Genomic DNA, 21,789 nt, shown 5'->3' with positions numbered 1-21,789 from the left:
CAAAGGTCATCAGGCGCCAGCTAGTAGAGGTAAAATGTCAGATATAAAAAAGAGTCATAAATTAGAAGGCGTATGTTATGACATTCGTGGACCTGTTTTAGCTCAAGCTAAAAAAATGGAAGACGATGGTCAAAAAGTCTTAAAATTAAACATTGGTAATCCAGCTGCATTTGGTTTTGATATGCCTGAAGATATGCATCGCGATATTATCCGTAACCTGTATTCTGCCCAAGGTTATTGTGACTCTAAAGGACTTTACTCAGCCAGAGTAGCTGTTTACCAGCATTATCAACAACGTGGGTTAAACAACTTAGACGTTGATAACATTTATATTGGTAATGGGGTAAGTGAACTAATCCAAATGATCACTCAAGCTTTGCTTAACAACGACGATGAAGTGCTTATCCCCGCGCCAGATTATCCGTTGTGGACTGCGTCAGTTAAGTTAGCGGGCGGTAATCCCGTTCATTATTTATGTGATGAAGAGCAAGATTGGTTTCCTGATATAGATGACATAAAAAGTAAAATCACCTCTAAAACCAAAGCCTTGGTGTTAATTAATCCGAACAACCCTACTGGTGCGGTATACAGTGATGACCTGCTTAAGCAATTAATAGATATTGCGCGAGAGCACAAGTTACTGTTGTTAAGCGACGAAATTTACGAAAAGATTTTATACGATGGAGTTAGCCACACTTCAATTGCTTCATTGTGTGATGATGTGCCAATGATTACTTTTAATGGTTTAGCTAAAACTTACCGTGCTGCTGGGCTAAGAATGGGGTGGATGGTTTTAAGTGGTAAAACATCAGCCATGGACGACTTAAGTAAAGGGTTAGATATACTCTCGTCAATGCGTTTATGCGCTAATGTACCTGCCCAATATGCAATTCAGCAGGCATTAGGTGGTGTGCAATCAATTGATAACTTAATTAACCCGGGCGGGCGATTATACGAACAACGTGATATTGCATGGCGCGGTTTAAACGCGATTGAAGGGGTTAGCTGTAAAAAGCCAAAAGGCGCTTTATATGCGTTTGCCAAAGTTGATACTGCACACTTTAATGTAACAAACGATGAGCAAATGATGTTTGATTTGCTCAAGGCCGAAAAAATATTATTAGTGCATGGGCGTGCGTTTAATTGGCCAGAGCCTGATCACTTTAGGTTAGTATTTTTACCTAATAAGGATGACTTAACTGATGCCATGCAAAAAATGCAGCGTTTCTTTAAAGATTATCGCCAGTTATAAAACTTTATAAAAAAACGAGCCTGTTGGCTCGTTTTTGTTTTTAAAGGCGTGTTATTAATATGCTTTATCTACTCTTACGGTGTTATCGCCTAAATAAACTAACCTCACATTATCGCCTTTGTGAAATCGCATACCTTGGTCTAGGTCTTGAACTACCATAAATTGGTCGCCATTTTCTACCTGAATTAGTAATTCAACTAACTGAGTTTGTTTGTAATAGCTACCTTGCTGACTATTGTTAGCAACGCTACCACCGATAACTGAGCCTAAAATTGTGGCTATCGCACGACCGCTGCCGCCACCAAATTGATTACCAATAACACCACCAACAAGTGCGCCCCCAAACGTTTTCCAGCCGTTCTTTTTGTCTTGTATTAGTTCTTGCTCGGTGATGTTTCGTACAGATTTAATGTCACCAAACAACACTTTTTGAACTGCTACGGCTTTATTTCGCTCGTATTTAGCAAAAGTGGGTGCACTTAATGTAAGTAAAGCGCACATAATTACAGCAATTGCTTTCATAACTTACTCCTATCGGCTTACCAGCCAAAGGTTGATTTTTCTTTGGTTTTGCGAATTTCAGTTTCGTCCGCCCATTCAATAAGTCCGCTTTTCATATCCATTAAACGCATTGTGAATTTATAATATACGTCTGATTTATCTGCATTTGTTTTAACAATGCTTGATAAGTTGCCATACAACATATATTGCGCACCAATTTGTTGTCCAAATGCAACCGCTGTTGCTGGGTTCACTAATGCATCTTCGTTTTGAAAGGTTAGCTGTTCACGTACAGCTTCAACACGTGTCATGTCTACAAAGCGAAACTTACCGCTGCGTAGCATTTGCGTAGAGATAGAATCAGTGATTGATTCTGTATCAATATGCTCACTGGTTTTGTTTTTTATGCGCTCAACAAATACAACCGGACGGTTGTTTTGGGTCATGCTTCCTACCACTGGCGAACTGAGTAGTGAGTCGGTCATTTGGCTGGCAACTTTTTGTAAATCAGTAGAACCAAAATTAATATCCGTTGTTTCAACTGCTTGAGCGTCACCATAACTGACTACAGCTTTGTTTGCACAGCCGCTTAATATCAATGCGCTGAGCCCGACTAATGCGTAGGTGGATGCTGTTTTAAATGTGGTGTTCATAGTACTTTCCTTTAATCTTTAAATTCTTGAGACTGAGTTGATACTTTTCTGACTGCTAGTGAAAATGTCACTGCATCAGAGCTTGGCGCTAGGCCAGGTAATTGTGTTTTAGCAAAACCAAATAAAGTTAATGGTTGCCAGGGTGAATGATTTCCCTTAATTACAAATCCGTCTTTATCAAACCATTTAAATTGATACTGTAAATATTGTGATTTTTTATATTGGCTCGAGAGGGTAACCACCACATCAGTTAACTGATTTGTTTGACGCGTTTTAACGTCGGTAATGGCAAGTTTTTCACCTAAGTCAGGGTTATCCACTCTAAGTTGATCATTAAAATTTCCTTTAGTTTGTTCAACCGATATACCTGATGTTACAGGCTGTGTTGCACAAGCACTTAGCAGTAATACGGCACACATTGGCACTATGTATTTCATGGTAACTCCTAGAGTTGAACTACATGGTAGTTAAAATAGTTATTAATAGAGGTTAGGTAAATTAAAGTTAACCCTTGCTTACTAACGGTAAAACTAATAGGCGGTTGATTGCCTATATTTAATATATGTTCACCTGCCGTCAGACTTTGACGCGCTACAGCAATTTGATTTGGTAATGTAAGCCAGCTTCGGGTGTCGGCTTGCTCTGACGCTAAATTATATATATTGGCTAAAATGTTGCCTACATCTCCTGCGCTGCGCGCAAGCTCAGCGCGAACTTTTTCTTTAGTTATGAGCCGTAATACTTGGCGTGTAATTTTGCCTGATATTTCTTGTTCAAGAGTTTTAGCGGCTAGGGCTTCTAGATATACTAACGGTGATAATGCGACGTTTTGCCCAGCAATACTCACATTTTGTATAGGGCTAATGTAAGCACTGTCTTTATATACGGGCATAGCAAGGCTATAAAAACGAACATCACCTCTACTTGTATCAATCGGTAGTCTTAATTTAAATTCAGTTTGTTTGGGCACGAAACCTTGCTCAAGTAATACGATTACCTCACCATGGTTAGGCTTTAAAGTGCTAAGTTCGCCAAAACGTTGTGTGTATTCGTCAAATTCTTGCTGAAACCCTTGTTTTTTAGCTAGGCGAATTACATCTTGCTGTAAATACTTATTATTTGGTTGAATAGCTAACGCTTTTTTGTAGTCTATGTAGGCGTCGTCAAATTGTTTTGCACTTTGGTAAAGCAAAGCCGATAAGTAAAAAGTGTATGCGTTTTGAAAGCCGTTTTTAACATCTCTTGTCACATTATTCATACTTGGATAATGCTGCTGCGCTTCATTATTTTCTGAATCTATTTCTGCTTCATTCTCGCTAAGCGCATCGGCTTGTACTTTATTAGCTCGGCGTACTTCTACTAATGCGCCTTCAATATCATTTTTATAAACATAGTTAAGTGCTTTATAACTATGAAGCATGCTCATCTCGTAAGCAGGCGGTACATAGGTAATTGCCGAGTCATTCGTAAATAATGCATTACTTTGTTCAAGCCCGGCACTTAGTTGAATCTTTGCTGCTTGGCGTTTAGTTTGCATTTGAACATATACGTTTTCGAATTTGCTTTGAGCGTTATCAGCCGAATTAGTAAGGTCGTTGATACGCGCTTGCTCAAGTTGGTTAAGCAAGTAACTACTGTGTATAGTGCTATTGTCAGCAATTAACGATTTAGCTTGTTGTGGGTTATTATTTTCAATAGCATTTCGCACTGGCGTCATTTGTGTGGCGTAATCGTTAAATAGGTCGTTAAACCCTATAGAGCTACAACCACTTAAAATAAAACAAACGCTTAAAATTATACTTCTGCGCACACAGCACTCCTTTTAATCTACTTAAGCAGGTTAACACACTCACTTTAAACAAGAGTGTGAAACATTGTAAAAAAACGTAGAGCTATTTAATCCTCAAAGTAAATAAGCATTTTTTATATGAATAAGGCGTGAATTTAGTGATGTGTGAAAGATACAGCGAAAAGTTAAGGTCTTAATGAGTTGAAAGTTTTTGCACACTTTGCCTTATGCTGTATAAATAACTTACTTTTATAGCAGTTTAAGTTATTTAACTACTCACCCATAAAAAAAGATTATTTAACAACCAGATTTAGGTTAAAAAGGATTATTTTGAAAGCAGCTATATATACATTTATTGCTTTAATAGCATTTGCCGCCAATTCTTTATTTTGCCGAATGGCATTAGCTGAGGGGGATATAGATCCCTACAACTTTACCATCATTCGCTTATTAAGCGGTGCTGCATGTTTAGGTATTATCATGAGCGTTTATACTTATAATCTAAAACGTAATGGGTCATTTAATGATGCTATTTTAAGTGATACAGGGAGTTGGCGAAGTAGCATTAGTTTACTTATTTATGCACTTAGTTTTTCGGTGGCCTACGTTGAGTTAGATACCGGCACAGGCGCTCTGATTTTATTTTCAGCCGTGCAACTTACGATGATTGGCTGGGGTATATATAAAAAAGAACAATTAAGCGCCGTGCAGTGGGCTGCTTTTTTTGTAGCTGTAGCAGGTTTTGTATATTTAATGTTGCCCTCAGCCGCAGTGCCTTCTCTGATAGGAGCAGGATTAATGGCTTTAAGTGGTGTAGCTTGGGGCATATATAGTATTCGTGGTAAGGTCTGTGTTTCACCACTTCGTACTACAGGATTTAACTTTGTAAGAAGTTTGGTAGCGCTCCCCATTTTATTGCTTGTTAGTATGAGTTATTTTAATTTGCTGACAATACAAGGTGTTATACTTGCTTGCGCCTCTGGCGCAATAGCATCTGGCATTGGTTATAGTATTTGGTACGTTGCAATGCCATTACTTAAAAGCACTCAAGCTGCGGTTGTACAATTGTGTGTGCCCATAATTGCAGCGGTTGCTGGCGTTATCTTTTTGCAAGAGCAATTAACACTTGAATTTATTAGTGCAAGTTTACTTATTTTAACTGCGGTACTGGTATTTATTTTAAATAAAAAGAAGGAGTAGCTCCTTCTTTTTATGGTGGACTTACGTTAGTCACAAAGCGCTTATAAAGTGCAGGTAAGTGCGCTAATAAGGCATTTTTACCAAGTAGATCACTGTTTTTAATACATGCATGTAAAGCACTTTCAGTTAGTTGGGTCACTAGTAATTGCGATTGCTTAATGTGACTAATATGCCAAAGTTCAGGCGCTACTCCGTTTAAGTCTTCGCGATAAGGCCGATAAAATCCAAATTCTTGGAGGTGTGAGCTTAGCCAATCACTTAACGGTGCAAAGGGGCCACTTTGTTCATATTCATGAGGTGATAATTGCAGTTGATAATCATGAGTAACGGCACTTTTATCATATACATCAAAGTCAGTACCTAAATGATGCCTACTTGCGCCAGGCAGTGCTGAATAACGCATAATGGCGATACATTTTTCAATATCGCTTAATTGCGTTAAATCAACAACGTCTTGTTGCGAATTATAAACAGGTTTTTGTCCTGAAAATTTGTTATTCCAGATTAGCGCCTGGCGTTCAAAATCTCTGAAACTTGATGCAATAGTTAAATCAAACCCGGCTTGTTTAGCTGCGTTTTGTAACGCGAAAAAATCTTCAATAATAGCGCTATGTAAACGATGGCTTTGGATGTTAGTTAGATGTGCATCACTTTGGCCTGTGATACACGCTATTGTGGGTAATTGTAAATCAGTCATTAGGTTAACAATTGCTCAAGGATTTGCTCGTAAATGTCGGTGAGTTTAATTAAGTCATCTGTACTTACGCATTCATCAACTTTGTGAATGGTGGCATTACGAGGCCCAAGCTCTATAACTTTAGCACCCGTTTGTGCAATAAAGCGCCCATCAGATGTACCTCCCGTCGTTTCTAGATTGGTTGGTAACCCTGTTACAGACTTAATTGCGTTAACCGTTGCATCGACTAGAGGGCCGTGTTCAGTGATGAATGGAAGGCCATTCACAATCCAGCTTAACTCGTAGTTTAATTTGTGTTTTTGTACTATGTCTATTACACGCTGTTGTAATTGTTGATGTGTGACTTCGGTGCTAAATCTAAAATTAAATTGCACGTCTAGCTCACCAGGGATCACATTACCTGCGCCGGTGCCTCCATTAATATTTGATATTTGAAAGCTGGTTGCCGGAAAAAACTCATTTCCATTGTCCCACTGGGTTTGGCTAAGTTCGGTTAATGCTTCAGTGGCCAAGTGAATCGGATTTTGAGCTAAATGAGGGTAGGCAACGTGTCCTTGAATACCTTTAACTTTTAAAAACCCGGTAAGCGAGCCGCGTCGGCCATTTTTAACTACATCACCTAATACATCCCGAGATGAGGGTTCGCCAACCAAACACATATCAATCTTTTCACCGCGAGCTTCAAGTGTATCAATAACTCGGGTGGTCCCATTTATAAATGGACCTTCTTCATCAGAGGTGATCAAAAAAGAAATTGATCCTTTGTGGTTGGGGTGCTTAGTTACAAAGCGCTCAGTAGCAATAAGCATGGCAGCCAGGGAGCCTTTCATGTCGGCAGCTCCCCGACCATGCAATAAACCATTTTCGACCAATCCAGAAAATGGTGGGTGCTGCCAGTTTTTTGCGGGTCCAGTAGGCACTACATCTGTGTGCCCAGCAAAACAAAAGTGCGGTGACTGGTCGCCTTTGCGAGCCCAAGTATTTAATGTATCAGTAAAAAATAGTGACTCTATATTAAAGCCTATCGCTTCAAGACGTTCGTTCATCATTTGTTGACAGCCGGCATCTTCTGGGGTGACAGATTCACGCTGTATCAAGGCTTGTGCAAGTGCAATTACTTCATTCATTATTTAAAAATCTCATCGTATTGCGCGACTTTAAAGCCTAAATAAAAGTCAGTACCGTTAACTAATACTGGTCGCTTTATCATGGCGGGCTGCTGAACTAATAATTGAATAGCATTTTGCTTAGTCAAATTTTGCTTTTGCTCGTCACTTAGAGCTCTGTATGTAGTTCCGCGTTTATTGACTAATTGTTCCCAATCTAATTTATCAGCAAATTCCGCGACCATTTGTGTATTAACCCCTTCTTTACGGTAATCGTGAAAGGTAAACTCAATATTATTATCTGTAAGGTATTTTTTAGCTTTTTTAATTGTGTCGCAGTTACTAATTCCGTAAAGAGTGATCATAAGTTACTTCTTTTTAATGATAGTTAATAGAGTGTCTTCGCCTGCCTTTACTTGCAGGTGTGAATGATGAAATGTACCTAGGTTGTGACCATTAAGTAAAATTAAACTCCCCAGCAGGGGGGAGTCTAATTCTCTTAAGTCAAAATATGCTAGTCGTTGACCTTTAAATACTTGGCTGCCATTTAACTGGGCTATATGGGTATGTGTAATTGCTGCAGATTCCGGTAAAGTTAGGTTAATCAGTATCTTCAACCCGTTTTTAGCCTGTAAAATAAACTCAGTCCCCGCGTTTTTAACCTGTAGTAAAACCCCATCAAAAGGCGCTAATATTTTATGACTTGTTGTTTGCACCATGACGCCTGGGCCAAGGGTACCAAAACTGAACAAAGGCTCTGGGTGGTTACTCAATTCTATTACCTTTCCCGTAAAAGGACTGGTGATATTAATGGCGTCTCGGGGTATTTTATTTTGTGCAATTAGTTCTATTGGTTGTGCTTTCATAAATTAGTTTGTTACCACATTATAGCCATCTTTTTGGAGTGCTTTAATCGCTTCTTTCGCAGTTTGTTTTTTCACTAAAATATAATCAGTGTCGTAAGTTGAAAGAGAAAAAATAGATATTTTTGCCTTTGCTAACACACCAGAAATATTTGCCATAATCCCCGTTAAGGAAAACCCCAAAGGGCCAATTACCTCAAGTGCTTGCCAATTAGATTCCGTATCTAGACTTTGTAATTCAAAATTGCTGGGGCATACAATTGATAGTTCGTCATGAGTTTTTGAGATAAAAAACAACGGAAGTTTTAACAAAGCCGCAGGAATATCTGCATCTATATCTAAACTATGTATAGATAAAATGGTGCTGTGTAATTGTAATGTTTGTTTTGACATTAAAAACCTGCGAACAGCAAAGAGGATTTATTAATAGTATAGATTATTAAAGCTAAATTAAAGCGGTAACTAGGTTGCAAAATGTAGACTAAGAAAACTTACCCACAATTTCTGTGGATAACTATGGGGGTTGAGAGGTATAAATAGCCTAACTAACTAATTTATAATTAGAAATTAGCTAGGCTATAAAAAGCACATGTTTATTAAAGCGTTTAATTAAGGGCTTCTACTTGTGCTGCTTGAATAGCTGTTAATGCAATTGTGTACACAATATCATCAACTAATGCGCCTCTGCTCAAATCGTTCACTGGTTTACGCATGCCTTGAAGCATTGGACCAATACTAATTAGATCTGCACTTCTTTGTACGGCTTTATATGTAGTATTACCGGTATTTAAATCAGGAAAAATAAACACCGTTGCCTTACCAGCAACAGGGCTGTTAGGTGCTTTTTTAAGCGCAACGTTTTCCATAATTGCAGCATCGTATTGAAGGGGACCATCAATAATTAAATCGGGACGTTTTTGTTGTGCTATTTTAGTTGCTTCGCGCACTTTTTCTACGTCTGCACCTGTACCTGAAGTACCTGTGCTATAGCTAATCATGGCTACACGTGGCTCTATACCAAACGCGGCAGCTGAATCAGCTGATTGAATAGCAATGTCAGCGAGTTGTTCAGCATTTGGATCTGGGTTTATTGCACAGTCTCCGTAAACGAGAACCTGATCAGGTAACAACATAAAAAATACCGACGACACAAGCGACGAACCTGGCGCTGTTTTGATGAGCTGCAGTGGTGGTCGAATTGTATTAGCCGTAGTGTTAACTGCGCCAGAAACGAGTCCGTCGACTTTACCTTGTTCAAGCATCATAGTACCTAGTACAACATTATCGAGTAATTGTTCTTGCGCTACAACAGCAGTGAGACCTTTGCTTTTTCGGATTTCGACCATAGGCTCGACATAATCATTGATGATGCTGCTTGGTTCTACAATACTTACATTTTCGTTAAGCTCTATACCTTGTTGCTCAGCAATACGCATTATTTCTTCGCGATCACCTAATAAAATGGTTTTTGCTATACCGCGTTGCCCACAGATAGCCGCGGCTTTAATGGTTCGAGGTTCGTTGCCTTCAGGTAAAACAACCGTTTTGCCTGCTTTACGCGCTTTATCTGTAAGTAAGTATCTAAATGCGGGAGGTGATAGTTTACGTGTTTTTCCCACATTTTTTGCAAGTGAGTTTAGCCAATCTGAGTCAATATATTCAGCATTGTGGCTTTTCACTTTTTCTATACGTTGGTCATCATCGCTTGGTACTTCCATATTAAAGTTATGAAGTAATAACGATGTACGCCATGTATCGGCCTCAGTTGCTAATATTGGTAGGCCTGTTTGCATCGCTTGTTCGCACAGCGCCATAATACGCTGTTCTGGCATAAACCCACCGGTAAGCAATATCGCACCAATTTTTGTGCCATTCATTGCCGATAAGCATGCAGCAACTAAAATATCGGAGCGATCGCCTGGGGTAACTAATAATGCACCAGGTGTGAAGTGGTTTAGAATATTAGACACTGTGCGTGCACAAAATGTAATACGACGTAGGCGTCGATGGAGCATGTCACCTTCGTTAATAATTGTGGCTTTTAAATACGCACTTAGATCTTTCACTCGGGGGGCAACTAAATCAAAATCCCATGGTATTGCACCAAGCAACATGAATGGGTTTTTTCTAAAAATTGGTAGGGATGCTAAGCGGTTTAGTTCGTTATCCACTTCATCAGGTTTGTAAGAGTCAACTAAGTCGGCGCGTGCTCTGCCTTCTTCATCTAGCGGAGCATTTACTTTATTAAAAATACAACCTAATACACGAGGGTGGTCAATTCCACCATAGTTACCAGCAGCAATTTCAAGGCGATCTTCAAGTTGAGTAATATTGTCGTTACCAGGTGTTAATACAAATACAATATCTGCACCTAAAGTTTGCGCTATTTCACGGTTTACACGCCCTGCATAAGGCTGTTTACGAGTAGGAACCATGCCTTCAATAATGGCTACTTCATCATCGTTAATTTTACTTTCGAAGCGTTCGACAATTTCTTCTAAGAGGTCGTCGCCTTTTGCATCGCCAATCATTTGCTCTGCGTAATCAAGTGCAAATGGAGTTGGTGGGTCAATAGGGGAGCCTTGTTTTATTATTTGTGTCGATTTTTCTGGACCGGTTTCGCCAGAACGTGGTTGAGCAATAGGTTTAAAAAAATTAACTTTAACTGCTTTTTGCTCTAATGCACGTACAAGCCCAACTGAAACTGATGTTAACCCAACTCCCGTAGAAATCGGTATCAACATAATACGGTGTGCCATATTAAAGCTCCTTAACAATGTTTGCAGAGTCTAGGGCGATGACCCATTCCTCATTTGTTGGCATAACAACACTTTTGATACGAGAGTGCTCTGTGCTGATCACACCTTGTTGGCCAAAGCGAGCATCTAAGTTTGCTTGTGCGTCACATTCTATGCCTAAAAAGCCAAGTTGAGTGATCACTTTTTTACGTATGATATCTGAGTTTTCTCCAATACCGCCGGTGAAAATAAGTGCATCAAGACGCTGCAAAGGCACCATGTACGACGCAATTTGCTTTGATAAACGATAGCAAAACATATCTAAGGCTAAAGTTGCTTGTTCATTTCCTGCTACAGCGGCTTCTTCAATAGTACGGCAATCGTTAGAAAGTTCGCTAATGCCTAATAAGCCACTTTTTTGATTAAGTAGGTCATCTATTTGCTGCGCACTAAAATCAAGTTGCGTCGTTAAAAAGTTAAATAAGCCAGGGTCAATATCGCCACTGCGAGTGCCCATTACTAACCCTTCAAGGGGGGTTAGGCCCATACTTGTATCAACACTATTACCATTTTTAATCGCACATACTGAGCAACCATTACCCAAATGAGCACTTATAAAATTGCTTTTTTCAATAGGTTGGTTAAGTAATTTTGCTGTTTGGCCGGCAACATAAAAATGGCTTGTACCGTGAAAGCCATAGCGTCTTACACCAAACTCGGTATATAAATTGTAAGGTAGGGCATAGAGGTATGCGACCTTGTCCATTGTTTGGTGAAAAGCTGTGTCGAATACGGCAATTTGAGGCAAGCCTTTAAACGAGGCTTGCGCTGACGAAATACCCAGTAAGTTAGCATGCCCATGAAGCGGTGCAAGCGTAGCCGCTTGAGTGATGCTTTCAATTACTTTGTCGTTAATTAATACTGATTTAGTGAAATGTTCACCACCATGAACAACACGGTGACCCACAGCGATTAGCTGTTCATCTAGTTTATGATCTTTTATTAACGTTACTAACGTATCAATTGCCTCAGCATGAGCTTGATTCGGCGTTAAATCAATGAGGGTTTTAACTCCCTTGAATTTATACTTTACCGACGGAGTTGCTGCACCTAAACGTTCTGCTAAACCAGATATTATTTCATTACCGGTGTTTGCATCAATAATGGCAAATTTTAAACTTGAGCTACCACAATTTAGTACTAAAACATGTTGTGGTTTAGGAGCAGGTGTTGGCATAGATTTGATTTCCATAAATAAAGTTTAGTCAGTGAACGTTAAGCTATTTTGTTACACTAATACATTAATAAAGCGGCTAAAGTGGGTTATTAAGTAAGGCTATCAATAAGCTACTTTAGGCTTTTATTTTAAACCATCTGCTGTATTTAGTTTAGTGTTTTGCATAATTTAACAGCAAAATTAAGCACTTTTACTGATTAAGTGAAACCATATGAATTTGTGTTACAATTTATTGAGCGCAAGCCCATTTATATATTGAATAAAGTTAATGTGAGGAGTCATGATGCAAAAAAGTGTGATGTCACAAGTTCAAATTGGCCGACAGTACGCAAAACAATGGCCAATGCGAAAAGAGCTCGCTCCGTTGTTTAGTGAGTTCAGAGTTATTAAAGCAACAGAACTGGCTATCACGGTTATGCCGATACTTGCTATGTTAACGTTGTTTTTTCAACTTAATTATTTGGGGCCTGATTTTTTACCTCAAGCTATTGCCAGTGCATTATTCTTCATCTCACTACCTTTACAAGGTTTATTATGGCTAGGGAAACGTGCGCAAACACCACTAGACCCTGTTATGCAAAACTGGTACAAAGAGCTTCACACAAAAATGGTCGCTAATGGGTATCAAGCCAAACTAAGTGAAAAGAAGCCTCGCTATTTAGAATTAGCGCATTTACTTAAAGATATGTTCGAAAAAATGGATAAAGCGTTTACTAAAGAACAGTTTTAACAAACGCTAGCGTTAATCATGCTTTCTTAAATTGCGTAATATAAAATGACAAAGTCACTAGGTGGTCACCTTTTTCTTCTAGGGCCTGCCAATGTTCAGGTCTAAATTTCCACGCAAACGGTGTCATCATAATCAGGTTTTTAAGATCATTAATACTCAGTGTAACTTGCTCAGTGATTAAATCTTGGTTCGTTTCAGTAAAACCCTCAGGTACATCTACTTTCGTATGCTCGTTTACTGTTTGGTAAATATAAGCTTTTAACTCTTTTAGATGCCATGGGCCCGGGCTTGCGACCACAAGCGTGGCATTTGGTTTAGCGAGTCTATCAAGCTCTTTAGAAAATAAAGGCGCAAATACACTTATCAGTATATCAGCAAACTCTTTTTTAAACGGTGCCTGGCTGATTGAAGCCACACTAAAATGGCAATGAGCATATCGCTTTGCGGCATATTTAATAGCTGATTTTGAAATATCTACACCATAAATATTTGCTTGTGTGTTATCTGCAATAGCATGAGTGTAAAACCCTTCACCGCACCCTAAATCAATAATATTATTACCTTGTAAACGGCTGACAATATCGCTGAGTGCTTGTTGTAAAAACGCATAATAGCCTTGCTCTAAAAAAGTACGTCTTGCCTGTACCATTTCAAGTGAGTCACCGGGCTGTTTAGAGTTTTTGTTTTGAACAGGGAGTAAGTTAACGTAGCCTTCTTTCGCAAAGTCAAAACTATGATTGTTTTCACAACGCAGCGAATTTAAAGAGTGTGATAGCGATTTGCTACATAAAGGGCATTGATATTCAAGACTCATGAGTCAAGGTAGTCCTTGTCGTAAAAAGTTTTAACCCAATGGGGACGGTACGTGATTAAGATAGTGATAGCCATTCCATTTAACATGGCTTCTGGAAACCAAATTATAGCACTTAAAGAAACGTAATTGTCTGTAAGTTCTGGCCAATTGTACTGGCCTAAAAAGAAATAAAAGAGGGCACCCAAACTTATTTTGATACATGCTATAAACCCTGCAGTTATAAAAGCACAAACAAATATATATACAAAAAAATGCCGCGGTAAATAGTGATAGCATAAAATAAAACTTAAATAACTCAGCAATATGGGAATAAAAGCGCCAATAAGTAACTGTACAGGTAAAAGGTTAAAACTAACCTGCCCAAATGAAAACAACAAAGCACTTGCTAGTAGGCTACTCAAAATGGCTAGCCGCCAGCCCACTATTAATGTAGCTGCGGTAATACCCAGTATATGTAAGTCTAGGCCGGTTAAAATACCGGCTTTAATGCGCCAAAGTAATGCAAACACAAGGGCACAGGCTAATACGCCTGTCTGTCTAGCTGGGGTTCTATAAAGCGATTTATAGGTGTTTTTATCAAAACTGAAAATCGCAATAGTAACTACAAGGACCCACAACAGCCCTTGTATTTCAGTGTTTAACATTATGGCTACTTAAACGTTGACCAAATAGGCGCATGATCTGATGGCTTTTCGATCGCGCGAAGCTCATAATCTATTCCAGACTCAGTGCAACGCTCAGCAAGTGAATGGGTTGCAAGCACCACATCAATTCGCAGGCCGCGATTATCTAAAAAGCCTTTAGAGCGGTAATCAAACCATGAATATTGATCGTTCACCTCGGGGTAGAGTTCTCTGAATGTATCTTTGAACCCCCAATCTAGAAGTGTTGCTAGCCATTGACGTTCTTCTGGTTGGAAAGAGCACTTACCTGTTTTTAACCAGCGTTTAGCGTTTACCTCGCCAATACCTATGTCCAGGTCTGTAGGGGATATATTTATGTCACCCATAACAACCACATCTTGTTCGGGAGAAAGGTGTGTATTTAAGTGGGTCATCAAATCTTTATAAAATTGACGTTTATACGGGAATTTAGTTTCGTGGCTAATGTTATCGCCTTGCGGGAAATAACCATTCATAACTGTAATGTCGCGGCCGCTATCTTGTTCAATAGTGACACTGATCATACGCTTTTGCGACTCCTCAGTGTCGGTAGCAAACCCTTTTAAGACCGATTTTGGCTCTTTTTTGCATAACATAGCTACGCCGTAATGTGCTTTTTGACCATGAAAGTAGACGTGGTAACCCATTTTTTGAACATCGTCTAATGGAAACGCTTCATCATGAACTTTAATTTCTTGTAAGCCAATTACGTCTGGTTGATGCTTATCAATAACAGCTTGTAATTGGTGAAGACGAGCACGCAGACCATTGATATTGAAAGAAATCACTTTCATTCGATTTACCTTTAAATTAGTGCTTATTTTAATGGTAAATTGTATCAGTAATTTAGCTTATATAACATGTCTGAAATGACAAAATAGCTGCGCAAATGTTGATCAAATGCTGGTGAAAGTTTAAACATTGTTAATGTTGTATTAATTTATAAAATAAATAAAAAATTCAATTGATCTGCACAATATTGGCTATATAATGCGCGCAAATTCATTGGCAAACTCGTTCACATAGGATCTCTCATGAAAGCACAATTATTTTTAGCGGCAACATTATTAGTATCTTCTTCTGTTTCAGCTCAAAGTAACACTTACTTTAGTCAAGACAACTCAATTGAGTCTAAATTGTGTGTATTAAGCGCAAACGAAGGTTTTTCTGCGGCACGTAAATTAGCAGCTAAGCACAACGTTTACTTATCGCGCTTTTCACAAAGCATTATGTGTAACGGTCAAGATATTCGCGATATTGCAAAAAAAGATTCAACAAACAACATAATTGAAAACAAAGTAGAAGTGTTTGCTAAAGACGCTCAACAAGAAACTCAACTATGTATGACTGCACTAAAGCAGGGTTTAGCGCCAGTACGCCAAAAAATCGGTAACTTAAACTCGCTAAAATGTAATGGTCAAAAAGTTACTGATTTTGTTAAGCGTTACCAAAATGCTGCAATTTAATTAGTACAACAAGAATTAACGAGAGCCCAGCTTTTAAAGCTGGGCTTTTTTTTTGCAAAATTTACAAGGTTGATTGAAAAGGTTTCAAGGCTAACGTATTGAAATAGAATGAAAAACATGCGGTCAACTTGCAAGTTATTGAAATTTATATTTATTTCATTTTGGCATTAGACTTGTATTAGTTGTTGTGACATTTACTAACAACGAAGGACACGTCTTATGAAAAAGTTAACATTAGCAACAACTATCCTAGCATCATTAAGTTTAGCGGCCTGTGCGTCTAATCAAGGTCTTGATAAAATAGATAGCGACTTTGCAAGTCTAGACAACGATAGTGATGGTTTTATTTCAAAAGTTGAAGCTGACGATGATAATATTTGGGGGCATTTTTCTAATATCGACACTAATATGGATGAAGAAATTAGTCGTAAGGAATTTAATGCCTACATGCAATTAAATACTGGTAAAGTTGCTACTGACAGTGATGTGAGCGAATCAGCTTTTAAAGCAAATATTGCTAAGTTTGATAAAATCGAAAGTAGCTTTGCAAGTTTAGATAACGACAGTAATGGTTACATATCAGTTGTTGAAGGTAACGACGACGATATTTCTAACCACTTTGGTTACATGGACAAAAACAAAGATAAACGAATTAGTAAAAACGAGTTTACGGGTTACATAAAGAAATATGGTAAAGCCGTAGCTGAAGATGATGCATTAAAAGTAATTAAACACAGCTAACTGTGATTTAGTTTTAAAACAGCAAGCCAGTTATAGTAACTGGCTTTTTTTATGGGTAAAGCTCAGTAAGCGCTTATCTTTCCAGGTTGAAATTACAACAATCTGTTTGGTATTTAGGCAAAATAGAGCCTGCTTAGTGTGGTTATCCCCTATAAATTTGCTATGACGCAGGAGCCGTTATCGAGCCCACCAAGTTACAAACTTTGCGCCGAGATTAAACAGCCTTTAGTTTAAACTCATCTTCATTTGTAAAGATAACAGACCTAATAAAATTACCAGATATATTTTCCTAGTTAGTGCTTATTCTGTCATAATAGATGGCTGTGTATTTTTATTTATTAAGAGTGTATATGGCTGGGCGGCGAATTAGTGATGAGCAGTTAGTTGAAATCATTGAAGCTGCAATTTTTGTTGCAGACAAACCCATAAGTAAACGCCATATTAAAGACACTGTTTTAATGGATATTGCAATTTCTATGTCACGAATAAACCATGCCATAGAAACGATACAAACACATTTTCAAACCCGTGGTATCCGCCTTGTTGAAGTGGGCAGTGGTTATCGATTTCAAGCATGTAGCAGTTTAACTCCTTGGTTGAGTAACCTTTGGCAAGAACGAGCGCCTAAATACTCACGTGCTATATTGGAAACACTATCACTTATTGCCTATCGTCAACCCATTACACGTGGCGAAATTGAGCAAGTAAGAGGGGTAACAACGGGTTCGAATATAATTAAAACTTTACTCGAAAGAGAGTGGGTTAAAGTAGTAGGGCATAAAGAGGTACCGGGTAAACCCGCTTTATACGCCACGACTAAACAATTTTTAGATTATTTTTCATTAACGGGTTTAGAAAACTTACCTGCGTTACCTGCGCAACAAGAAAGTAAAATAGACCAGTTATTAAGTGATCCTTCTGTGAGAGAACCATCCGAATGAATGTACAAGGTGAAAAGTTACAAAAAGTCCTAGCCAGAGCTGGTGTAGGCTCGCGCCGTGAAATGGAAAAATACATTGACGCAAATCGTGTTAGTGTTAACGGCAAAGTCGCTAAACTCGGTGACCGCGTTGAAGAAACCGATTTAATTCGAGTAGACGGTCATACCGTAAAAATTGAAGATAAAGCAGACAGAATTTGTCGTGTGATAATGTACAACAAACCAGAGGGAGAATTGAGTACACGCAAAGACCCTGAAGGTCGTCGTACTGTATTTGACAGACTACCTCGTATTGATGGCGATCGTTGGATAGCTGTAGGCCGACTCGATGTAAATACATCTGGTTTAATGTTGTTTACTAATGATGGTGAATTAGCAAATCGTTTAATGCACCCAAGTTATGAAGTTGAGCGTGAGTATTCTTCGCGTGTGTTTGGTGAAGTAACAAACGAAACACTTAAAAACTTGATGCGCGGCGTAGAACTTGAAGATGGTCCTGCAAAGTTTACGAATATTAAACCACTAGGTGGTGAAGGAATTAACCGTTGGTTTAATGTAACGTTAAATGAAGGGCGTAACCGCGAAGTTCGTCGTTTGTGGCAATCTCAAGATGTTGAAGTGTCGCGTCTTATCCGTATTCGTTACGGTAAGTTAGAGCTCGACAAGCGCGTTCCACAAGGTGGTTGGGTTGAATACGACTTAGATACCGTTAACTATTTACGTAAAACGGTCAAGTTAGGTCGTGAAACGCAAACTAAACTTTCAGTTATGCCAGAGAAACGTAAAGACAAACGCGCTAAAATTAATCAAATTAGAAAAGCGGTTAAAAAGCACAATCAACGTGTTAAGTCGACTAAACGTAAGTAACATTTTAACGTTCATAAAAAAGCCGCATTGTTGCGGCTTTTTTTATTTAGGCTATTAAAAATTAATACCTGTTACTTTTATATTTGTGCATCTAATGACTCGCCATTGACTGCAGTTGAATCATCACTCATTAAATATAAGTAAGTAGGCATTATGCTTTCAGGCGTTGCCAACTTATCTCTATCTTCACCCGGGTATGCCGATGCGCGCATTGATGTACGTGTGGCGCCTGGATTAATACAGTTTACGCGAATGTTTGTTTTACCTACTTCACAAGCCCACGTTTGCATCATACCTTCAACTGCAAACTTAGAGATGGCATAGGGCCCCCAAAACTCACGCCCTTTTCGACCAACACCTGATGAGGTGAAAACAATAGACGCGTTGTCTGATTTACGCATTACGGGGAATAATGCTTTGGTGATCATTGCTTGAGCTGTCACATTAACTTTCATGATGTTCTCAAACGTAGATGAACAAAAATGCTCTAGTGGCCCAAGAGAGCCAAGTATGCCTGCATTATTTAGAAGCCCGTCTAAACGGCCAAACTGATTTTCAATAGTCGCAGCAAGATCACGATAATTTTGTTTTGTCGCGCCCTTTAAGTCCATTGGTACAATTGCAGGTTTAGGATATCCGGCATTCACAATTTCATCGTATACGCATTCAAGTTTATTTGTTGTTTTACCTAATAAAATGACTGTAGCACCATGTTTGGCATAAGTAATAGCCGCTACTCGGCCAATACCATCGCCCGCGCCGGTGATTAAAATAACTTTATCGTTTAATGCATTTTCAGCTGCTTGATAAGTGTGCATAAAAGTACCAATTGATAGATTTTTTTTGATTTTAACATAGCAAATCGACAAGTAATCGAATTTATTGAAAAATTAGGTGGCGAAAAAAGAAACTTTACGTTAAGTTTAACTGGTCTAATGTCTCATTAATAATCTGATTACATTGTTTTAACTTGATACACTGATTAAACACACTATAAAAATAAAATATGTTCGGAGTCACCAATATGAAGAAAATGCTACTTTCACTCTCTGTCACTGCTGCTTTAGCAGGTTGTGGCGGCGGAGAAACGTTAGAAGATGTTAAGAATGAAACCGCTACAGTAGTACCCATGGCCACGGTTAGCTTTGACCCCGCCAACGGTGTAATTTCTGTTCCCAACGATTTATTAATGAGCGGCACCCAAGATGGTACTTTAAACATCCCGGGTGAGCTAGATGACGATAATGTATCTATCCCAAGAGCAGCTTATGCTGACCCTCAGCTTGCGCTAGGTGCACTTGACGGCTGGTCGTCTCAGGTTCCTTATAAAGTTGATTTGACATTTCCACCCACTGTATCACTTGACGAAGCGTCAGCTGGAACACCAGGCAGCGTAAGAATTTTTGAAGTAATAATGGGTGCAAGCTTAACAGATGCAGAATGTTCTGTTGCTCCAGCAGGCGCTGCTTGTAAGCTAGTAGGTGAATTAACATTTGGTGTTGATTTTGTTACTCAAGCTTCTGGAAATGCCGTTGCGATTATTCCTCTTAAGCCTTTTAAGGCAGGTAGTTCGTACATTAACGTTCTAACTACGGGTCTTAAAGATTCAATGGGTCGCTCTATTGCACCGTCGTCTACTTATGGTTTAGTGAAACAAGAAGCGCCATTAATTACCGAATCTCAACTGGCATTGCAAGGTGCTGTAAATAGTTACGAGAATGTAGTTGTAAGCTCTGGTGATATTTCAAAAGAAGATATTATTTTCTCCGGCGCAATGACAATTCAGTCAGCGGGTCCGGTACTTGGCACAATAAAAAATCTATTGGCTGCAAGTTTACAGAACGACGCTTTGCCTACACCTGCACTTCAAGTTCCTGAACAACCAATGGTTAATGTGCAACAAGTGTTTGCATCTCAGGGTGTAACGGTATCGGCTGCGTTTTCAGGCGTTCAATATCAAAAAGGTAGCATTATGTTACCTATGTACCTTGGTACGCCAACAGGCACAGATATTAGCGATTTAAACGACACATATTGGCAAGGTATGTGTGATAACGCTGTAGCTCTTCAGGGTTACAAAGCAGTTGCAGGTGATGCATTTCCAACTGATCCTATCAGTGAAAACGATGGGTTATGTTCGGCACTGAGTGGCGGACAGTTACGTGATTTAGGTATCGATAGTACACGTCATTTAACAAAATATAACTCAATTCCTAAAGTACAAAGCATGGCTAACGTGCCAGTACAAATGACTAAGCCAATTTTACCAATTATTAACGGTGTGCGCGCGCAGCTACAGTTACCTGCAATTGAAATGCCTGAAGGTGGTTGGCCTGTTGTTATGATGCAACATGGTATTACAACCAACAAAGAAAGTATGCTTGCATTAACTGCTCAGCTTTCTATTCAAGGTTTTGCAACGGTTGCAATTGATCATCCTCGCCATGGTGAACGAGGTGTAGATGTTGACGGTGATGGTAACGACGACTTTAATGCAACAACCGGTTCAGTACTTAGTTACATGAATTTAAGTTCTTTATTAGTTGCACGTGATAGTTTGCGCCAATCTGCTGCAGATTTATTAGGTTTACGTTTAGGTTTAAACTTTTTGCAAGATGCAACTATTAACAGCCAAGATGTTACTTACATTGGACATTCACTAGGCTCTATTGTTGCTCCTGCGTTTATTGCACAGGCTAACAATCCATTAGCGCCGACTGTTGACCCATTATTTAATGTAAACACAGTGGCTCTTGCAAGTGGCGGTGGTGGTATTGCTAGCTTCTTATTAGAATCAGCAGCATTTGGCCCGTTTATTCAAGGCTCTGTACTTTCTCAAGCTGGTACAACTGAAGCTGATGAGTTTAATGCCTTCTTGCAAGGTGATGCAGTTTCTAACTGTGGCGCTACACTACCCGATATGGAAGCATACTTAACGTGTGGTTATAACGAATACATTGCGTCTATTACAACGGCAGGCGAAACAGCTAAGCTTACAAATATTCAAGGCGTGTTTACGCAGTTTGCGTTTGCTTCTCAAACAGCATTAGACAGTGGTGACCCAACTAATTACGCAGCAGCGGTACAAGCGTTGGGTACACCTGTTTATACTAATGTAGTAGTGGGTGACGGCGGTGAAAACAAGCCGGATCAAGTTATTCCACCAATGGCTGCTAACAATCCTATTTCTGGCACAATTCCACTTGCTAATTTTATGGGATTAGAAACAGTAAGCACAACGCAGGCAATGACAGAAACACCATCTAGCTACTTAGTTAAATTTTCTAAGGGTCATCATGGTTCTATTTTGACACCTGCACAAGATGCTGCTCAGTCATCTACTGCAGAGGGTAGTGCTGCTGCAAATGCTGAAATGCAAATGCAAGTTGCTGTTTATTTAGCTACTCGCGGTCGTACGTTATTAGTAACAAACAGTGATGTTGTTACTGACTAAACATACGCTCTAAAATATATCTAATACAAAGCCACTTTAAAGTGGCTTTTTTTTGCTTAAAAGCATGATAAATTAGCGT

23 protein-coding genes are annotated in these 21,789 nt (G+C 39.1%); 8 read left to right on the top strand and 15 right to left on the bottom strand.

Going from position 1 to position 21,789, the window contains the following annotated elements:
• Positions 1–34: 34 nt before the first annotated feature.
• Positions 35–1,252 carry a pyridoxal phosphate-dependent aminotransferase gene (locus CWB62_RS03045; protein WP_138530046.1) on the top strand — a complete coding sequence of 406 codons (1,218 nt, stop codon included), beginning with the start codon at positions 35–37 and terminating at the stop codon, positions 1,250–1,252.
• Positions 1,253–1,306: 54 nt separating this feature from the next.
• On the opposite strand, the gene CWB62_RS03040 is transcribed toward CWB62_RS03045, so the two are convergent.
• From CWB62_RS03040 to CWB62_RS03025, 4 genes are read right to left on the bottom strand one after another with little or no spacing between them, the layout of a single operon-like run.
• The gene (locus CWB62_RS03040; protein ID WP_006792183.1) at positions 1,307–1,774 is read right to left on the bottom strand and encodes an outer membrane lipoprotein; all 468 of its coding nucleotides are present in this window, start codon (positions 1,772–1,774) and stop codon (positions 1,307–1,309) included.
• A 17-nt stretch (positions 1,775–1,791) separates the two neighbouring features.
• Positions 1,792–2,406, bottom strand: a complete 615-nt coding sequence (gene lpoB / locus CWB62_RS03035; RefSeq protein ID WP_010557495.1) for a penicillin-binding protein activator LpoB — start codon at positions 2,404–2,406, stop codon at positions 1,792–1,794.
• 11 nt (positions 2,407–2,417) lie between these two features.
• Entirely contained in the window at positions 2,418–2,843 is a 426-nt protein-coding gene (locus CWB62_RS03030; RefSeq protein WP_058551836.1) for a YcfL family putative periplasmic lipoprotein, read from the bottom strand.
• A gap of 8 nt (positions 2,844–2,851) precedes the next feature.
• Positions 2,852–4,216 (bottom strand): COG3014 family protein, encoded by a 1,365-nt coding sequence (locus CWB62_RS03025; protein WP_138530048.1) that lies wholly within the window; start codon positions 4,214–4,216, stop codon positions 2,852–2,854.
• A 309-nt stretch (positions 4,217–4,525) separates the two neighbouring features.
• On the opposite strand from CWB62_RS03025, the gene CWB62_RS03020 reads away from it, so the two are divergent.
• Entirely contained in the window at positions 4,526–5,395 is an 870-nt protein-coding gene (locus CWB62_RS03020; RefSeq protein WP_138530050.1) for a DMT family transporter, read from the top strand.
• Positions 5,396–5,405: 10 nt separating this feature from the next.
• Here CWB62_RS03020 and CWB62_RS03015 read toward each other — a convergent pair whose 3' ends face one another.
• The 7 genes from CWB62_RS03015 to CWB62_RS02985 form a co-directional block, all read right to left on the bottom strand.
• A complete protein-coding gene (locus tag CWB62_RS03015; protein ID WP_138530052.1) occupies positions 5,406–6,092 on the bottom strand; it encodes a M15 family metallopeptidase in 687 nt (228 codons plus the stop codon).
• Complete coding sequence (gene dapE / locus CWB62_RS03010) at positions 6,092–7,219, bottom strand: succinyl-diaminopimelate desuccinylase (protein ID WP_257903529.1); 1,128 nt, start codon at positions 7,217–7,219, stop codon at positions 6,092–6,094. Before dapE ends, CWB62_RS03015 begins: the two co-directional genes overlap by 1 nt.
• Positions 7,219–7,563, bottom strand: coding sequence for an ArsC family reductase (locus CWB62_RS03005; RefSeq protein ID WP_138530056.1), 345 nt, complete (start codon positions 7,561–7,563; stop codon positions 7,219–7,221). The genes dapE and CWB62_RS03005 overlap by 1 nt, the downstream gene beginning before the upstream one ends.
• Before the next feature lie 3 nt (positions 7,564–7,566).
• Positions 7,567–8,064, bottom strand: coding sequence for a PTS glucose transporter subunit IIA (locus CWB62_RS03000; RefSeq protein ID WP_138530058.1), 498 nt, complete (start codon positions 8,062–8,064; stop codon positions 7,567–7,569).
• A gap of 3 nt (positions 8,065–8,067) precedes the next feature.
• Positions 8,068–8,454: an ACT domain-containing protein gene (locus CWB62_RS02995; protein ID WP_138530060.1), complete on the bottom strand. Its 387-nt coding sequence runs from the start codon at positions 8,452–8,454 to the stop codon at positions 8,068–8,070.
• 212 nt (positions 8,455–8,666) lie between these two features.
• The gene (gene pta, locus CWB62_RS02990) at positions 8,667–10,820 is read right to left on the bottom strand and encodes a phosphate acetyltransferase (protein ID WP_006792172.1); all 2,154 of its coding nucleotides are present in this window, start codon (positions 10,818–10,820) and stop codon (positions 8,667–8,669) included.
• A gap of 1 nt (position 10,821) precedes the next feature.
• Entirely contained in the window at positions 10,822–12,036 is a 1,215-nt protein-coding gene (locus tag CWB62_RS02985; RefSeq protein ID WP_138530062.1) for an acetate kinase, read from the bottom strand.
• A 283-nt stretch (positions 12,037–12,319) separates the two neighbouring features.
• On the opposite strand from CWB62_RS02985, the gene yfbV reads away from it, so the two are divergent.
• Complete coding sequence (yfbV, locus tag CWB62_RS02980; RefSeq protein ID WP_058404433.1) at positions 12,320–12,766, top strand: terminus macrodomain insulation protein YfbV; 447 nt, start codon at positions 12,320–12,322, stop codon at positions 12,764–12,766.
• Positions 12,767–12,782: 16 nt separating this feature from the next.
• Here yfbV and CWB62_RS02975 read toward each other — a convergent pair whose 3' ends face one another.
• The 3 genes from CWB62_RS02975 to xthA are packed head-to-tail and all read right to left on the bottom strand — an operon-like array spanning position 12,783 to position 15,036.
• Complete coding sequence (locus tag CWB62_RS02975; protein ID WP_058404434.1) at positions 12,783–13,580, bottom strand: putative RNA methyltransferase; 798 nt, start codon at positions 13,578–13,580, stop codon at positions 12,783–12,785.
• The gene (locus CWB62_RS02970) at positions 13,577–14,224 is read right to left on the bottom strand and encodes an energy-coupling factor ABC transporter permease (protein WP_058404435.1); all 648 of its coding nucleotides are present in this window, start codon (positions 14,222–14,224) and stop codon (positions 13,577–13,579) included. Before CWB62_RS02970 ends, CWB62_RS02975 begins: the two co-directional genes overlap by 4 nt.
• A 5-nt stretch (positions 14,225–14,229) precedes the next feature.
• Positions 14,230–15,036 carry an exodeoxyribonuclease III gene (xthA, locus tag CWB62_RS02965; protein ID WP_058404436.1) on the bottom strand — a complete coding sequence of 269 codons (807 nt, stop codon included), beginning with the start codon at positions 15,034–15,036 and terminating at the stop codon, positions 14,230–14,232.
• Between the two features lie 240 nt (positions 15,037–15,276).
• On the opposite strand from xthA, the gene CWB62_RS02960 reads away from it, so the two are divergent.
• From CWB62_RS02960 to rluB, 4 genes are all read left to right on the top strand, one after another.
• The gene (locus CWB62_RS02960) at positions 15,277–15,708 is read left to right on the top strand and encodes a hypothetical protein (protein ID WP_058404437.1); all 432 of its coding nucleotides are present in this window, start codon (positions 15,277–15,279) and stop codon (positions 15,706–15,708) included.
• A gap of 219 nt (positions 15,709–15,927) precedes the next feature.
• Complete coding sequence (locus CWB62_RS02955) at positions 15,928–16,449, top strand: EF-hand domain-containing protein (RefSeq protein WP_138530064.1); 522 nt, start codon at positions 15,928–15,930, stop codon at positions 16,447–16,449.
• 350 nt (positions 16,450–16,799) lie between these two features.
• Positions 16,800–17,390: an SMC-Scp complex subunit ScpB gene (gene scpB / locus CWB62_RS02950; RefSeq protein ID WP_138530066.1), complete on the top strand. Its 591-nt coding sequence runs from the start codon at positions 16,800–16,802 to the stop codon at positions 17,388–17,390.
• Entirely contained in the window at positions 17,387–18,256 is an 870-nt protein-coding gene (rluB, locus tag CWB62_RS02945; protein ID WP_138530068.1) for a 23S rRNA pseudouridine(2605) synthase RluB, read from the top strand. Before scpB ends, rluB begins: the two co-directional genes overlap by 4 nt.
• Positions 18,257–18,333: 77 nt before the next feature.
• On the opposite strand, the gene CWB62_RS02940 is transcribed toward rluB, so the two are convergent.
• Positions 18,334–19,074 carry a YciK family oxidoreductase gene (locus CWB62_RS02940; protein ID WP_138530070.1) on the bottom strand — a complete coding sequence of 247 codons (741 nt, stop codon included), beginning with the start codon at positions 19,072–19,074 and terminating at the stop codon, positions 18,334–18,336.
• Positions 19,075–19,280: 206 nt separating this feature from the next.
• On the opposite strand from CWB62_RS02940, the gene CWB62_RS02935 reads away from it, so the two are divergent.
• A complete protein-coding gene (locus CWB62_RS02935; RefSeq protein ID WP_058404442.1) occupies positions 19,281–21,710 on the top strand; it encodes a VolA/Pla-1 family phospholipase in 2,430 nt (809 codons plus the stop codon).
• Positions 21,711–21,789 lie beyond the last annotated feature (79 nt).

The sequence above is a fragment of the Pseudoalteromonas sp. S408 genome (assembly GCF_005886645.1).
GTDB lineage: Bacteria > Pseudomonadota > Gammaproteobacteria > Enterobacterales > Alteromonadaceae > Pseudoalteromonas.
Note: the sequence above shows the minus strand (reverse complement) of the source record. Positions and strands in the feature narration are given on the sequence as shown.

Excerpts from the sequence above, each read along its gene's own strand:
- rluB (WP_138530068.1), top strand. The coding sequence starts at position 17,387 with ATGAATGTACAAGGTGAAAAGTTACAAAAAGTCCTAGCCAGAGCTGGT.
- CWB62_RS03005 (WP_138530056.1), bottom strand. The coding sequence starts at position 7,563 with ATGATCACTCTTTACGGAATTAGTAACTGCGACACAATTAAAAAAGCT.
- CWB62_RS02995 (WP_138530060.1), bottom strand. The coding sequence starts at position 8,454 with ATGTCAAAACAAACATTACAATTACACAGCACCATTTTATCTATACAT.
- CWB62_RS03030 (WP_058551836.1), bottom strand. The coding sequence starts at position 2,843 with ATGAAATACATAGTGCCAATGTGTGCCGTATTACTGCTAAGTGCTTGT.
- CWB62_RS02955 (WP_138530064.1), top strand. The coding sequence starts at position 15,928 with ATGAAAAAGTTAACATTAGCAACAACTATCCTAGCATCATTAAGTTTA.
- xthA (WP_058404436.1), bottom strand. The coding sequence starts at position 15,036 with ATGAAAGTGATTTCTTTCAATATCAATGGTCTGCGTGCTCGTCTTCAC.
- dapE (WP_257903529.1), bottom strand. The coding sequence starts at position 7,219 with ATGAATGAAGTAATTGCACTTGCACAAGCCTTGATACAGCGTGAATCT.
- CWB62_RS02985 (WP_138530062.1), bottom strand. The coding sequence starts at position 12,036 with ATGCCAACACCTGCTCCTAAACCACAACATGTTTTAGTACTAAATTGT.
- CWB62_RS02975 (WP_058404434.1), bottom strand. The coding sequence starts at position 13,580 with ATGAGTCTTGAATATCAATGCCCTTTATGTAGCAAATCGCTATCACAC.
- scpB (WP_138530066.1), top strand. The coding sequence starts at position 16,800 with ATGGCTGGGCGGCGAATTAGTGATGAGCAGTTAGTTGAAATCATTGAA.
- CWB62_RS02935 (WP_058404442.1), top strand. The coding sequence starts at position 19,281 with ATGAAGAAAATGCTACTTTCACTCTCTGTCACTGCTGCTTTAGCAGGT.
- lpoB (WP_010557495.1), bottom strand. The coding sequence starts at position 2,406 with ATGAACACCACATTTAAAACAGCATCCACCTACGCATTAGTCGGGCTC.
- pta (WP_006792172.1), bottom strand. The coding sequence starts at position 10,820 with ATGGCACACCGTATTATGTTGATACCGATTTCTACGGGAGTTGGGTTA.
- CWB62_RS02940 (WP_138530070.1), bottom strand. The coding sequence starts at position 19,074 with ATGCACACTTATCAAGCAGCTGAAAATGCATTAAACGATAAAGTTATT.
- yfbV (WP_058404433.1), top strand. The coding sequence starts at position 12,320 with ATGCAAAAAAGTGTGATGTCACAAGTTCAAATTGGCCGACAGTACGCA.
- CWB62_RS03015 (WP_138530052.1), bottom strand. The coding sequence starts at position 6,092 with ATGACTGATTTACAATTACCCACAATAGCGTGTATCACAGGCCAAAGT.
- CWB62_RS02960 (WP_058404437.1), top strand. The coding sequence starts at position 15,277 with ATGAAAGCACAATTATTTTTAGCGGCAACATTATTAGTATCTTCTTCT.
- CWB62_RS02970 (WP_058404435.1), bottom strand. The coding sequence starts at position 14,224 with ATGTTAAACACTGAAATACAAGGGCTGTTGTGGGTCCTTGTAGTTACT.
- CWB62_RS03040 (WP_006792183.1), bottom strand. The coding sequence starts at position 1,774 with ATGAAAGCAATTGCTGTAATTATGTGCGCTTTACTTACATTAAGTGCA.
- CWB62_RS03000 (WP_138530058.1), bottom strand. The coding sequence starts at position 8,064 with ATGAAAGCACAACCAATAGAACTAATTGCACAAAATAAAATACCCCGA.
- CWB62_RS03045 (WP_138530046.1), top strand. The coding sequence starts at position 35 with ATGTCAGATATAAAAAAGAGTCATAAATTAGAAGGCGTATGTTATGAC.